The sequence below is a fragment of the Enterococcus sp. DIV0167 genome, from assembly GCF_050541555.1.
Taxonomy (GTDB): domain Bacteria; phylum Bacillota; class Bacilli; order Lactobacillales; family Enterococcaceae; genus Enterococcus; species Enterococcus faecalis.
Genome location: NZ_CP172933.1, coordinates 1,079,110 through 1,092,914 on the forward strand (window position 1 = coordinate 1,079,110; position 13,805 = coordinate 1,092,914).

A 13,805-nucleotide genomic window follows, 5' to 3' on the forward strand; every position below is an offset into this window, starting at 1 on the left:
AGTCATTTTGATTTTCCTTCCATGGCTTTTTTTAGAAAGGAGTATGCTATGTTTAAAAAATTAATGATTCAACTTGCTTTAGTGATTGGCTTAAGTTTAACGATTCCGATGACGGCTTGCGCTTACATCATCGAAGCGGATCCAATCAACTTTACTTATTTTCCAGGCTCTACAAGCAATGAATTAATTGTTTTACATGAATCTGGAAATGAGCGGAACCTAGGACCACACAGTTTAGACAATGAAGTAGCCTATATGAAACGAAATTGGTCAAATGCTTATGTCTCATATTTTGTCGGATCTGGTGGACGAGTGAAACAATTAGCTCCTGCTGGTCAAATTCAATATGGCGCAGGTTCTTTAGCTAATCAAAAAGCCTATGCGCAAATCGAATTGGCTCGAACGAATAATGCGGTGACGTTTAAAAAAGATTATGCTGCCTATGTTAATTTGGCCCGTGATTTGGCTCAGAACATTGGTGCTGATTTTTCGCTGGACGATGGAACAGGTTATGGCATAGTCACTCATGATTGGATTACAAAAAATTGGTGGGGAGATCATACAGATCCTTATGGTTATTTAGCGCGTTGGGGGATTAGTAAAGCGCAGTTGGCACAAGATTTACAAACGGGCGTTTCTGAAACAGGTGAGACTGTCATTGTTCAGCCAGGTAAACCTAATGCACCAAAATATCAAGTAGGACAAGCAATTCGTTTCACTTCAATCTATACAACACCAGATGCTTTAATCAATGAACATCTATCAGCAGAGGCACTTTGGACACAGGTAGGAACAATTACAGCGAAATTACCCGACCGACAAAACCTTTACCGTATTGAAAATAGCGGACATTTGTTAGGTTATGTGAACGACGGCGACATTGCTGAACTTTGGCGCCCGCAAACGAAGAAATCATTTCTAATTGGTGTGGACGAAGGCATTGTTTTAAGAGCAGGACAACCTAGTTTGTCAGCACCTATTTATGGTATCTGGCCCAAAAATACTCGCTTTTATTACGATGCGTTTTATATTGCAGATGGGTATGTTTTTATTGGTGGAACAGATACGACAGGCGCGAGAATTTATTTGCCAATCGGACCAAACGATGGCAACGCACAGAATACATGGGGATCATTTACTAGCTAAAAAAAGCCACAAACTCTGCTTTTATCAGAGTTTGTGGCTTTTTTTGCATTTAGCAGAGATTTTGCCAAAGGGAATAAGCAATGGAGACTGCGAAGCTAGGTACTTTTATGCTATAATGACAAAGTTAGTATTATCGGAACTGGAGGAACTATAATGGACGGCATTTTACCGTTATGGAAGGAACGTGGCATGACAAGTCATGACTGCGTATTTAAATTGAGAAAAATTTTACATACCAAAAAAATTGGTCATGGTGGTACGCTAGATCCAGATGTCGAAGGGGTCTTACCCATCTGCGTTGGCAAAGGAACGAAAGTGATCGAATACATGGTAGATTCTGGCAAAACCTATGAAGGTGAAATTACACTTGGATTTGCTACGACAACCGAAGATGTTAGTGGCGAAATTGTTGAAAAAAAACCAGTTACAACACCTCTGTCAACTGAACAAATTGATCAAGCAATGGCCGAAATGACAGGTGAAATCACACAAATCCCACCGATGTTTTCTGCGGTGAAAGTCAATGGTAAACGTTTATATGAATATGCGCGGAACGGGGAAGAAGTTGAACGGCCCCAACGAAAAGCTACGATTTATTCATTTGAACGTACTAGTGAACCAATTTTTAACGAATCCGCTCAAACACAAAGTTGGCGGTTTAAAGTGGTCTGTGGCAAAGGAACCTATGTGCGGACACTATCCGTGGATACTGGCAAAAAATTAGGCTATCCTGCCCATATGTCGGATTTAACGAGAACGGCAAGTGGCGGTTTGCAAGCTGCGCAATGCTTAACGTTAGAAGAAGTAGCCAAACAAATGGCTGCTGAAACAATCGATCAATGCCTGTTGCCCATTGAGACAGCAGTAGAACAATTCCCACGAATTGATTTATCAGATGAATTGTATCAAAAAGTAAAAAATGGCATGCGTTTGCACAAAAAAGAACTAGGAATAAAGGCAATGCCAGAATCCTTAGTTGCCTTATTTTACCAAAATCAAGTGGTTAGTTTATACATGCCACACCCAACGCATGATAAATTATTGAAACCAAGTAAAGTTCTACGGAACAATTAAATAAAAAAGAAGGAAGTTTTTGCACATGCAAGTTATTCAACTACATCATCCCTATGAACCCACTCAAATTCCTAATGAAGAAGTCGTGATGGTCCTAGGCTTTTTTGACGGTGTTCACAAAGGCCACCAAAAAGTAATTGAAACAGGCAAAAAGATTGCTGAGGAAAAAGGCTTGAAGTTAGCTGTGATGACCTTCAACCAACACCCATCAATCGTTTTTCAAAAAGTTTTACCAGAAAATATGAAATATTTAACTAGCTTGGAACAAAAAGAACGCCTAATGGCCAACTTGGGCGTTGATATTTTATATATTGTCGAATTTACTTCAGCGTTTGCTCAATTAAAACCGCAAGATTTTGTCGATCAGTATATCGTTAATTTAAATAGTGCAGTGGCAGTCTCTGGGTTTGATTATACGTATGGTCCTAAAGAAATCGCTGGAGTCAAACAGTTACCAACTTATGCGCAAGGCCGTTTTGAAGTGGTGACAGTACCAAAAGAAGAAATGACTGGTGCCAAAATTAGCTCAACAAGAATTCGCGAAAAAATGGAAGCCGGCGAAATGGAGGAGGTCACGGAGTTGTTAGGATATATTTATGAAACAGAAGGAACAGTTGTCCATGGCGATGCTCGTGGCCGTTTATTGGGTTTCCCGACCGCTAATGTCAAAGTGAAAAGCACCGTGCGCTTACCAAGAATTGGCGTCTATGCTGTGCAAATCGAAGTTGGTGGCAAATGGTATGTCGGCATGGGCTCAATTGGTCATAATGACACCTTTGGAGAAGGACGCGATCTAACCGTGGAAGTCTATATTTTGGACTTCCATCAAGACATCTATGGTGAGCAAGTGGTGGTTCGTTGGAATCATTATTTACGTGACCAAGTGAAATTCAATGGGGCTGAAGCCTTGATCGACCAATTAAAACAAGATGAACGAGATACGGCTGACTATTTCCAACAATCTGAGGACAAATAATGAAGATTCGTCAAGAAAAACCTGCAGAGTATCAAGCTGTAGAGCGTTTAACGTATCAAGCGTTCAAGGAATTAAACTTGACCGAAAACTGGCGTCCCACAGAGCATTTTATCGTGCATTTATTAAGAGAAAGTGCCGACTTTATTCCGGAGTTGTCCTTAGTTTCAGAAACTGATCAAGGAAAATTAACGGGTCATATTATGTCTTCAAAAGCCAAACTACGATTACCTGATCATACAGAAAAGGCTGTTTTGACCGTTGGGCCGCTAAGTGTCCATCCAGAAGCACAGAACACGGGCGTAGGCTCAGCGTTAATTAAGCATTCTGTGCAGAAGGCCAAAGAATTAGGCGTCGGCGGATTGATTATCCTGGGCCATCCAACTTACTATACGAAGTTTGGTTTTGTTCCAGCGACTACTTTTCAGATTACGTTACCGGAAAAAGAAACATCAGAAGCATTATTGGCTTTGGAATTACTGCCAGGTTATTTTGGCACAAGTGGTGGGGAGTGGCATTTTTCAACATGCTTTGCTTATCCAGAAACACACCCTGCAGAATTAGAAGCCTTTGAAGCAGAACTCGGAATAAATGAATAAAGAATAATAAGACACGACAACCACTAGTTAAGTACTGGTAGTTGTCGTGTCTTTACTACTTTTTACTACAAAGTAGTTGACAGAACCGGTACTCAGTATTATTATGTAGTGGTACATAGTAATAAAGAGTAGTTCAGGGAGGAAAAGCAGTGAAGCAGACAGAGTTGCTAAAAGGCATTTTAGAAGGTTTAGTTTTAGCCATCATCCAAAGGAAAGAAACATATGGTTATGAAATTACAAAAATTTTAAATGACCAAGGGTTTACTGAAATTGTTGAAGGAACCGTTTATACGATTTTACTGCGTTTAGAAAAAAATCAATGGGTTATAGCTGAAAAAAAGCCTTCAGAAAAAGGGCCAATGCGGAAGTTCTATCGCTTAACCTCATCAGGAGAAGCAGAACTCGCTGATTTTTGGCAGCGGTGGACGTTGCTTTCAAAACAAGTAAACAAGATGAAAAAAATGGAGGGATAGAGCATGTCAAATTTTAAAGCGTTGATCAAAAAAGTTGTTGGGGATAAAAAAGAGTACAAAGAATATAAACGACGGATTGCAGCATTACCAGCAGAGTATCGACAAGTATTTCAAGAAATTGAAAAATATGCATGGCATTTTTCAGATCATAGCGGAGCCAATATGTTCAATGCGTTGACTGATTTACTTGATTTGTTTGAAGAAGGAGCTGCTAACGGAACACCTATCAAAAATATTACGGGAGAAAAAGTAGGTGATTTTGCTGAAACAATTGTCAATGAAGTCGCTGGCAAATGGACCGATAAACAGAAAGAAAAACTGAATCATCAATTTTCTAAACAATAGTCAAAACAAAAAAGGAGAATAAACGTGGTTGAAAATTTTTTTAAAGAAGGAAAGTTGCTGGTTATTCCCAAGAAAAATGCGAAAAAAGTCCAAGTGTTTCAACGTGTGGCCAACCAATTTGAATTTGGGAAAGAATATACGGAAAAAGAAGTCAATCAGCGACTTAGAGAAATCTATGAAGATTATGCACTTTTGAGACGGTATTTAGTAGATTATCAGTATTTAGAAAGAGATAAGTTTGGAAAAATTTATCAGAAATGTGAGCAACACACAAAAATTATATAAATGTCTTTTTTTAAAAGTAGCGAAACTAGGTGAAATGAACCAAGTCTAGCTACTTTTTGTTATGTAAGCTTAGTAATAGTTCTATAAAAAACTCTCTATTTGTTTTCTAACTCAGACTGGTAAGATTGATTTAATTAGAAAAAGATAGAGGTGAGAGAATGAATCTACGTACTTTAGGTCTAACAAAAATTCTTTTGACCTTTATTATATTAAGTATTATTGGCGCGTTAATGATTTATAGCGCCAGTAGCTATGACTTGCTGATGCAAGGCGTGAAGCCCACTGCTGTGTTTATTAAACAAGGCATTATTATGTGTCTCAGCTGGGTGCTAATGTTCGTGATTTACAAAGTTCGACTAGAAGTGTTATTTAATAAAAAAATTGCAATTGGACTGCTTTTAGTTTCGGTACTATTACTGTTAATGGTTCGACTACCTTTTTTTGGTGTAGCAGCGAATGGCGCACAACGTTGGATTTCTCTCTTTGGAATCCAATTTCAGCCATCAGAGCTTTGTAATTTTGCGATTATTTATTACTTGAGTTGTTATTTAGGTGAAAAAGAAAATGGCTTGACAACGAAGCAGTTAAGGAAACAATGGCTGTTTGTTTTGGTCGTTGCATTTTTAGTTTTGATTCAACCCAAAGTTGGCGGGGCTATTCTTATTTTAGTTATTGGCAGTGTCTTAATTTTCTCAGCAAGTATTCATGCAAAATTTAGTGTAATTGCTGCGGGGATTGTCGTTGCTAGCGCGGCGCTTCTTTCTAAAATAATTATTTTTCTAGGCGATCACCGCTACTTACCACATTTTTTTGCGCATGTGTATGACCGCTTAGTTGTTTTGAAAAATCCGTTTTTATCCTTTCATGATCGCGGATTTCAGCCTTCAATGGCCTATTTAGCAATGTATAATGGTGGATTTTGGGGCACTGGATTAGCCAATGGTATGGTAAAAAAAGGTGGCTTGCCAGAAGGTCAAACCGATTTTATTTTTGCGGTGATTGTGGAAGAACTTGGTTTGATTGGCGGCTTACTATTACTATTTCTTTTGTTATTTTTAGCGGCCTCCATTTTGCGGAGTAGTTGTGTAATAAAGAATCATTGTTACGGCTTGTTTTTGTTAGGGGTCGGGACCTTGATCTTAGCTCAAACGGCGATTAACATTGGTGGCGTTTTGGGTTTGATTCCAATGACGGGAATTCCTTTACCGTTTGTTAGTTACGGTGGGACAAGTTATTTAATCTTTTCAGTGGCATTAGGAATCGTCATTAAAATTATTGCAAACGAAAGGCGGCAGTTAAATGGTCAATACAAAAAAATTCAACTTACATCTTAATTATGATTTATTATTGCCCATTTTTTTACTCACACTTTTATCTTCTGGTGTGCAATATTGGATTGCCGTTAATGAAGGAAAAGATGGAACTGTGCCAGCATTAAAACAACTTTTCTTTATTTTTGTTGGCTATGCAGGCATGTTTTTAGCTAGTCGGCTGTCACAGAAATTTATTTGGAAAGTAGCTCCTTTTTTCTATGGGTTTTCATTAATCTTAATGAGTGCTTTGTATTTTTCCTATGACAAAGGAATGTATTTATTGACGGGCACAAAGCGCTGGTTAGATTTAGGGTTTATTAAATTTCAGCCATCAGAAATTGCGAAAATTGCGTTTATTTTAATGTTGGCAAAAATTATTGTCCAACATGAGCAACAAGACTGGTCTGATAAATGGCGTTCAGACAAGCAACTTCTAAAAAAAATCGTTGCGGTTAGTGTCCCTGTTTTTTTCTTGATGGCGGTACAAAAAGATTTTGGGACATCCCTTGTTTTCGTAACGATTATCCTATCTCTTTTAGTTATTTCAGGAATTGATCGCAAAATTTTAATCATTATTTTCAGTGCTTTAGCAACGTTAGGCGTGGTCTTGATTCTGTTAGTCTTTACAGAGTGGGGGCACAAAGTACTCTTCTTTTTACATTTTAAACAATATCAATTGGATCGAATTTTAGCATGGATTCATCCCTATGATTATGTCGATAAAATCTCCTATCAACAAGTACAAGGTTTATTGGCAATTGGTTCGGGTGGTTTATTTGGCAAGGGTGTGCATGGGATTGAAGTGTATGTCCCTGTTCGTGAGTCTGATATGGTTTTTACTTTTATCGGGGAAGCCTGGGGCTTTGTGGGCAGTGCCACCGTTGTTTTTCTCTATTTTTACTTGTTTTATCAAGTTTTAGTAGCTGGCTTGCGGAGCAATTCGCGTTTTTGTATGTACATCTGTGTCGCCCTCATTTTTTCGCTGGTTTTTCAAACGGTGGAGAATATCGGTGCGGTGATTGGACTGTTGCCGTTAAAAGGTATTCCGCTTCCGTTTTTAAGTCAAGGAGGCACTTCGTTAGTGATGGCTATCACTTCTTTAGGATTTGTCAAAGGAAGAGAAGCCGCTACCTGAAAACACAAATAAAAACCAAGACTGGAACTCGCTTGCCGACAAGCTCTAGTCTTGGTTTTTACTATTGAAATTGTTTTTGGCATTCAGCCAAAAGTTGTTGAAGTTGTCGACTCATGTAACGTTCTTTTAAATAATAAACTGCCATGTTTCGTTTAGGTAGTTCTTGGTAAGTTAGTGTATGAATCGAATTGTCTAAAAGTTGAATATTTGTGTATTCGGGGACAATAGCGAAACTATCGGAATGAGACACCAAGTGAGTAATAAGTGAAAGAGTATCCACTTGAATGACTTTCTCTGGAGAAAAATTAGAAAACGTAGTATCTAGCCAATTGGTTAATTTGTTTTGCTCGGAAAATTCGGTATTTAAACGGACGAAGGGGTACATTGTTAGTTCTTTTAAAATTTCTTCCGTCGTAGCTTTGGCCAAAGCTGGATGATCGTTTCTTAAAATGAATTGATAATTTGCTGTAAATAAATCAATTTTACCAATATGTTCAGGTAATGGTAAGTCAGCAAAGGAAATACCAAAATCTGCATCCATTGTTTCCAAGGATTGAAGAATATTTTCTGTAATAATAGTGTGGACTTGTAAGTTGGATGAACGATCCGTTAATGTTGTCATTAGTAAGTCATTCAATTTATATTCTAAATCACAGAGATAAGTGGCCACATAAATATGGTTGGAAGAATGATTAATTTCTTTTAGCTCTTCTTCAATTGAGACCAACTCATTGGTGATGCGCCAACAATATTTTTCTAAAATTAATCCAGCTGGTGTTAAGGTGGTAGTTTGACCTTGGCGATTAAAAAGTTCCGCGCCTAACGTTGCTTCAAGAATTTTTATTTGCTTACTTAGGGCAGCTTGAGAAATTGCTAAATTTTCGGCTGCTTTAGTAAATTGTTTCACTTTGCATAACTCTAAAAAATAATGTAAACGAAATAGTTCCATGGGAATTCCTCCTTTTTCTATTCCTAGAATAAATAACGTAATTGTTCGAATAAATAACGGTGTGCTTCACAATGTCCGTGATGATTATTCTGAACTAAATAGATGGCTCGTTCTGGACTATCTTCCAGAGGAATACCAACTAAGTTACGTCTGTTTAGTTCATCAGTGAGTGAATAGGGAAGGATGCTACAGGCTTTTTCTCGTTGGACCATGTCTAAGACTAAATGAAGAGAAGGGAGTTCGATGACGATTTGCCGATTTTCCCAATTGATTTTACGTTCCCAACGTTTAAACACTTTTTTTTCATATACTTGATCGGAATATGCAGCAAAAGGTAAAGAACGAATTTCGTCAATCGTTACGCTATCGGCATGGGCTAAAGGATGATTTTTATTGACACAAAGGAGATAGCTTTCTGTATAAATTAATTCTTTCTCTAATGGAATCGAGGTATCCAAAAATATCCCAATCCCAATGTCAATTAAATCTGTTTCCAAGGCTGTTTCAAGATCGTAATAATACTTAAAATCAATACTTACATACGGATAGGATTGATTAAATAACAACAAGACTTCTCCAAATGCTTTATCTATATCAATTAAGTTTGTTCCAATCCGAATGGTCGTTGTCGATCCTTGGGTCACTAATTCATTAATCTCTTCTTGCGCTTCCTTAATGAGTGCAAAAATCATCTCTGTTCGCTTGGCGACGACTTCGCCTGCTGGAGAAAGCCGACAATGTTTCTTGTCTCTTAAAATTAATGAAGCACCTAATTCACGTTCCAACTCCTTGAGCTGGGTACTTAAATAAGGTTGACTCGTATGGAGCTTTTGAGAAGCTAAAGTAAAACTCGCATACTTTGAAACTGCCATAAAATATTCTAGTTGTTGTAATTTCATTTTCCTCACCGCCGTTTCTTTAACTATACAAAAAATAGCAGAAGAAAAGCTTCTCGACAAGGCTATCTGACGGTCTTTAGATTAATTTAACCAGTTATGATTCTATGAATAAATACGAATCATACCAGAAAACCATAGTAAATAAGCGGATTATTTTTCTTTTTGTTACTGAATGGACAAAAAGTTATCTACTAAAAACTTTTTCTATATCGTTATTTTTTCAAGGAAGAATTATACTTGCTGTTGTAATTAAATAAGATTTGTTAGGTGAGGCTCCTATACAAACATAGGCTACTGCCCAAAAATGTCGAGAGACGCCAATGGGTAGAACAGGAACTGTCGAATGAAGGCTTTTCTTAAGGTAGCTAAAAGCAATCGCTTTTTACGTTGTATAGTGCTAAAGCTCAACGATAAGAACGATTATTCTTTGACACGTTGAGTTTTCAGCGTGTCTTTTTTTGTGGAAAGGGTGAGGAAAATGGAAGATGAACCGATCGTCAATTCAAGTCAACAACAGATAAATGAGGTGAAAGAAAATGGAAAAGAAAATGCGTCACTTGGGCCATGACTATAGTTACAAAAAGTTTGCCCACTCAGAAGCAGAAAAAGTTTTACAACGTTTCGGCTCAACTTGGGATGGCATTAAACACCAAGATATTGAAGAATTACAAGAACGTTATGGCCGCAACAAAATTATGAATGAAAAAAAAGCTTCACGGCTGCGACTTTTTATAAAATCGTATATCACGCCGTTTACTTTGGTGTTATTAGCACTAGCCACGATTTCATTTTTTACAGAATATGTCTATGCTGCGCCAGAGGAAAAAGATGTTACTGGCGTGTTAATTATGTTAGCGATGGTCATCTTAAGCGGCACGATGAGTTTTGTACAATCAGTCAAATCAAGCAATGCAGTTGAAAAATTACAAAATATGATTAAAGTTACAGCGACAGTCATTCGTGACAAGAAGCAAATGGAAATTCCTATTGAGGAAGTTGTGTGTGGCGACTTAGTCCAACTATCCGCTGGCGATATGATTCCAGCCGATTTACGTTTAATCCAATCTAAGGACTTATTTGTTTCCCAATCATCCTTGACTGGAGAGAGTTTTCCCATTGAAAAACACGCGACTCATCAAAAAGATAGTGATCAAATTGATACAGAATATGACAATCTTTTGTTTTTAGGAACAAATGTAATTAGTGGCACTGGTTTGGGCATTGTCATTAAAGTTGGTAATCAAACTTTATTCGGACGGATGGCTTCTGATAACGGAGAAGAGCAGCAGCAGACGAGTTTTGAAACAGGAATTAATAAAACAACGTGGGTGCTGATTCGCTTTATGTTGGTTATTACGCCAACTGTTTTTCTAATTAATGGGTTAACAAAAGGCGATTGGGTGGAAGCGTTAATGTTTGCGATTGCCACAGCTGTCGGCTTGACACCAGAAATGTTACCTATGATTGTAACAACCAATTTAGTCAAAGGTTCTCGAGAAATGGCTAAAGAAGGCACGATTATGAAAAATGTCAATGCCATTCAAAATTTTGGCGGGATGGATGTACTTTGTACGGATAAAACAGGTACCTTAACACAAGATAAAGTAATTTTAGAATACCACTATAATATTGGGTGCCAAGAAGATCAAAAAGTCTTGGATTTAGCATTTCTAAACAGTTATTTTCAAACAGGTTTGCGTAATTTAATGGATAACGCCGTTATTCAAGCGGCGACGCAAGAAAGTGATATACAATCAGATGATTTTTATAAAGTAGATGAAATTCCTTTCGATTTCAATCGACGTCGAATGAGTGTGATTATCAAAGAGTTTAAAACGCGAGAAACACGCTTAATTACCAAAGGTGCGGTTGAAGAAATGCTCTTGGTCTGCACACAGGTACTTTTAAATGGCGAAATTGTGCCCTTAACAGAGACGCTGCGTCAAAAAATTACCAAAGACGTTGAAGCTTTAAATCGAGATGGTTTGCGCGTTCTAGCAATTGCCGATAAAAAAGTCGAAGCGGCTGAATGGGAGTATACAACTAAAGATGAATCAGAGTTGATTTTACAAGGTTATCTTGCCTTCTTGGATCCGCCAAAAGAAACAGCAGCGGCAGCTATTCACACCTTGCATCAACATAATGTAGCTGTGAAAGTATTAACGGGGGATAATCAGTATGTGACGCATTCTGTTTGTAAAGAAGTTGGTCTGGCTGGCGAAAAAATTATTACAGGAAATGAACTTCAACAATTAAACCAAGAAGAATTAAGAAAAACCGTTCAAGCGTATAATATTTTCGCCAAAATTACGCCTGACCAAAAAGTTCGTATTGTAAATGCGTTAACTGAAAATGGTCAAACTGTTGGCTTTTTAGGTGATGGAATAAATGATGCTGGAGCAATGCGTGCTGCTGATGTAGGAATCTCTGTTGATACAGCTGTCGATGTAGCGAAAGAATCGGCGGATGTAATTTTATTGAGAAAAGATTTAATGGTTTTGGAAAAAGGAATTTTATCTGGACGGCGCGTGTTTACGAACACGATGAAGTACGTCAAATTAACAGCAAGTTCTAATTTTGGCAATGTGTTTTCCGTGATCCCAGCAAGTATCTTTTTACCATTTTTACCGATTGCTCCGATTCAATCGCTATTATTAAATCTAATTTACGATACTTCGTGTATGTCAGTTCCTTGGGACAAAGTAGATGAAGAATACGTAGAAAAACCAAAAAAATGGGAACCAAAATCAATTGGTAATTTTATGCGTTGGTTTGGCCCAACGAGTTCTATTTTTGATATTGTTACCTATTTATTTATGTATTTCATTGTGTGTCCGGCTATCCTAGGTGGCTCATTCTTTGAATTAAATGGAGCAGATCAATTGCTCTTTATCGGTATTTTCCATGCAGGGTGGTTCATTGAGTCCTTATGGTCCCAAATGCTCGTCTTGCATTTCCTACGAACAGAAAAAATGCCTTTCCTTCAAAGTAGTGCTTCTGGAATTATGACGTTAGTCACTACAGCAGGGATTGTTCTCGGAACTGTTTTACCCTTTACCGCTTTCGGTGCAGAACTAGGATTTGTCGGTTTATCACCAAGCTATTTCTTGTATTTAATCCCGACAATTGTTGCTTATTTAGCACTGGTTGCGTTCATTAAAGTTTTATACGTCAAACGTTACGGTCAATTACTGTAACTGATTTGTACTATTATATATAGAAAAATTTTTTTACTTTTCTTTCAAGGTTGAGGAGGTGTCGGTTTTTATGACAGCTCCTCGTTGTTGTTTTAAGTGACTGTGCGAATTTTTTTATGGATTTATTTGTCATTTACAGTTAGTATGGCTAGTAGAGACTTTCCAAAAAGAACGAGCTTTTTGGTAATAAGGAGATAAAACGAGCTAATGACCAAAACAAACCAACTTTCAACTTCAACGCCGATGTTCGATCGGTCGGCCTATATTCATATTCCATTTTGTGAGCATATTTGTTATTATTGCGATTTTAACAAGGTCTTTTTAGAAGGACAACCAGTTGATGAATATATTCAGAGTTTATTAAAAGAAATTCAACTTACGCAAGCATTGTATCCAGAACAAGAAATGAAAACCATCTATATTGGCGGAGGCACGCCAACTTCATTATCAGCGAAACAGTTAGATGTGCTACTAAAAGGGGTTCGCGAACAGCTAACGTTTGATGACCGAAATGAATTTACGGTGGAAGCAAACCCTGGTGATTTAACCCAAGAAAAATTACAAGTCATGAAAAACTATGGCGTCAATCGTCTTTCGATGGGCGTTCAGACATTTGATGATCGCTTGCTCAAAAAAATCGGCCGCAAGCACACCGCCGCAGATGTTTATGAAACAATGAAATTTTTAGAGAAAGAAAATTTTACCAATGTCAGTATTGACTTAATCTATGCTTTACCTGGACAAACATTGGAAAGTTTTCGCGATACTTTGACAAAAGCCTTAGCATTGGACTTGCCGCACTATTCGCTTTATTCATTAATTCTTGAAAATAAAACAATGTTCATGAACTGGGTTCGCCAAGGACGGTTACAGCTGCCTGAAGAAGAAATCGAAGCACAGATGTTTGACGAAACGATTGAAGCAATGGAGAAAAAAGGACGGCATCAATATGAAGTCAGTAATTTTGCTTTAACAGGAAAAGAAAGCCAGCATAATCTAGCTTATTGGAATAATGACCACTACTATGGATTTGGCGCAGGTGCCAGCGGCTATCTTGGACAAACTCGTTACAAAAATCACGGTCCAATCCAACATTATTTGAAACCCTTGCGAGAAAATCAATTGCCAATTGTGGAGACTGAAGAATTAACTCGTCTAAATCAAATAGAAGAGGAGCTATTTTTAGGCTTACGTAAAAAAGTAGGTATTTCTAAACAAAAATTCCAACAAAAATTTCATGAACCAATTGAAGCAATTTATGGAGAGGTCATTCAACGCTTAATCAAAGAAGAATTATTAATTGAAGAAGCAGATATCTTACGTTTAACGAAAAAAGGACTATTTGTGGGGAATAATGTTTTTGAAGCATTTTTGTTAAGTGAAAAAGAGTGAAAAAATAAAAAAATCATCGAAGTGT

Annotated in this window: 13 protein-coding genes and 1 riboswitch; of the genes, 11 read left to right on the top strand and 2 right to left on the bottom strand. The window is 37.5% G+C overall.

The genetic code is table 11. From position 1 onward, the window contains the following. The first annotated feature begins 21 nt into the window (after positions 1-21). The 9 genes from IGM09_RS05340 to IGM09_RS05380 all read left to right on the top strand — a co-directional run bounded on the left by IGM09_RS05340 (position 22) and on the right by IGM09_RS05380 (position 7,343). Entirely contained in the window at positions 22-1,146 is a 1,125-nt protein-coding gene (locus IGM09_RS05340; protein WP_033624935.1) for an SH3 domain-containing protein, read from the top strand. Positions 1,147-1,299: 153 nt separating this feature from the next. After that, positions 1,300-2,220 carry a tRNA pseudouridine(55) synthase TruB gene (gene truB / locus IGM09_RS05345; RefSeq protein WP_002360476.1) on the top strand — a complete coding sequence of 307 codons (921 nt, stop codon included), beginning with the start codon at positions 1,300-1,302 and terminating at the stop codon, positions 2,218-2,220. 25 nt (positions 2,221-2,245) lie between these two features. Continuing rightward, complete coding sequence (gene ribF, locus IGM09_RS05350; RefSeq protein WP_010775786.1) at positions 2,246-3,196, top strand: riboflavin biosynthesis protein RibF; 951 nt, start codon at positions 2,246-2,248, stop codon at positions 3,194-3,196. After that, entirely contained in the window at positions 3,196-3,792 is a 597-nt protein-coding gene (locus tag IGM09_RS05355; RefSeq protein WP_002357838.1) for a GNAT family N-acetyltransferase, read from the top strand. Before ribF ends, IGM09_RS05355 begins: the two co-directional genes overlap by 1 nt. Before the next feature lie 149 nt (positions 3,793-3,941). Further along, a complete protein-coding gene (locus tag IGM09_RS05360) occupies positions 3,942-4,265 on the top strand; it encodes a PadR family transcriptional regulator (RefSeq protein WP_002357837.1) in 324 nt (107 codons plus the stop codon). A 3-nt stretch (positions 4,266-4,268) separates the two neighbouring features. Then, complete coding sequence (locus IGM09_RS05365) at positions 4,269-4,610, top strand: DUF1048 domain-containing protein (RefSeq protein WP_002357836.1); 342 nt, start codon at positions 4,269-4,271, stop codon at positions 4,608-4,610. Positions 4,611-4,634: 24 nt separating this feature from the next. Continuing rightward, positions 4,635-4,895 (top strand): DUF2087 domain-containing protein, encoded by a 261-nt coding sequence (locus IGM09_RS05370; RefSeq protein WP_002360471.1) that lies wholly within the window; start codon positions 4,635-4,637, stop codon positions 4,893-4,895. A 158-nt stretch (positions 4,896-5,053) separates the two neighbouring features. Then, a complete protein-coding gene (locus IGM09_RS05375) occupies positions 5,054-6,229 on the top strand; it encodes an FtsW/RodA/SpoVE family cell cycle protein (RefSeq protein ID WP_002357834.1) in 1,176 nt (391 codons plus the stop codon). Further along, positions 6,195-7,343 carry an FtsW/RodA/SpoVE family cell cycle protein gene (locus IGM09_RS05380; RefSeq protein WP_002357833.1) on the top strand — a complete coding sequence of 383 codons (1,149 nt, stop codon included), beginning with the start codon at positions 6,195-6,197 and terminating at the stop codon, positions 7,341-7,343. The genes IGM09_RS05375 and IGM09_RS05380 overlap by 35 nt, the downstream gene beginning before the upstream one ends. A 61-nt stretch (positions 7,344-7,404) precedes the next feature. Here IGM09_RS05380 and IGM09_RS05385 read toward each other — a convergent pair whose 3' ends face one another. Both IGM09_RS05385 and IGM09_RS05390 read right to left on the bottom strand, forming a co-directional pair. Beyond that, a complete protein-coding gene (locus IGM09_RS05385; protein WP_002357832.1) occupies positions 7,405-8,292 on the bottom strand; it encodes a LysR family transcriptional regulator in 888 nt (295 codons plus the stop codon). Between the two features lie 23 nt (positions 8,293-8,315). Beyond that, positions 8,316-9,191, bottom strand: coding sequence for a LysR family transcriptional regulator (locus IGM09_RS05390; protein WP_002382245.1), 876 nt, complete (start codon positions 9,189-9,191; stop codon positions 8,316-8,318). Positions 9,192-9,443: 252 nt separating this feature from the next. Further along, positions 9,444-9,614, top strand: a riboswitch (M-box (ykoK) riboswitch). 113 nt (positions 9,615-9,727) lie between these two features. Here IGM09_RS05390 and mgtA point away from each other — a divergent pair. Together mgtA and hemW are read left to right on the top strand one after the other, a co-directional pair. Continuing rightward, complete coding sequence (gene mgtA, locus IGM09_RS05395; protein ID WP_033624936.1) at positions 9,728-12,388, top strand: magnesium-translocating P-type ATPase; 2,661 nt, start codon at positions 9,728-9,730, stop codon at positions 12,386-12,388. A 243-nt stretch (positions 12,389-12,631) separates the two neighbouring features. Next, positions 12,632-13,780, top strand: a complete 1,149-nt coding sequence (gene hemW, locus IGM09_RS05400) for a radical SAM family heme chaperone HemW (RefSeq protein WP_033625284.1) — start codon at positions 12,632-12,634, stop codon at positions 13,778-13,780. The last annotated feature ends 25 nt before the right edge of the window (positions 13,781-13,805 follow it).

Coding starts and splice junctions, on each gene's coding strand:
- IGM09_RS05365 (WP_002357836.1), top strand. CDS start 4,269: ATGTCAAATTTTAAAGCGTTGATCAAAAAAGTTGTTGGGGATAAAAAA.
- IGM09_RS05390 (WP_002382245.1), bottom strand. CDS start 9,191: ATGAAATTACAACAACTAGAATATTTTATGGCAGTTTCAAAGTATGCG.
- truB (WP_002360476.1), top strand. CDS start 1,300: ATGGACGGCATTTTACCGTTATGGAAGGAACGTGGCATGACAAGTCAT.
- mgtA (WP_033624936.1), top strand. CDS start 9,728: ATGGAAAAGAAAATGCGTCACTTGGGCCATGACTATAGTTACAAAAAG.
- IGM09_RS05355 (WP_002357838.1), top strand. CDS start 3,196: ATGAAGATTCGTCAAGAAAAACCTGCAGAGTATCAAGCTGTAGAGCGT.
- IGM09_RS05375 (WP_002357834.1), top strand. CDS start 5,054: ATGAATCTACGTACTTTAGGTCTAACAAAAATTCTTTTGACCTTTATT.
- IGM09_RS05380 (WP_002357833.1), top strand. CDS start 6,195: ATGGTCAATACAAAAAAATTCAACTTACATCTTAATTATGATTTATTA.
- ribF (WP_010775786.1), top strand. CDS start 2,246: ATGCAAGTTATTCAACTACATCATCCCTATGAACCCACTCAAATTCCT.
- IGM09_RS05340 (WP_033624935.1), top strand. CDS start 22: ATGGCTTTTTTTAGAAAGGAGTATGCTATGTTTAAAAAATTAATGATT.
- IGM09_RS05385 (WP_002357832.1), bottom strand. CDS start 8,292: ATGGAACTATTTCGTTTACATTATTTTTTAGAGTTATGCAAAGTGAAA.
- hemW (WP_033625284.1), top strand. CDS start 12,632: ATGTTCGATCGGTCGGCCTATATTCATATTCCATTTTGTGAGCATATT.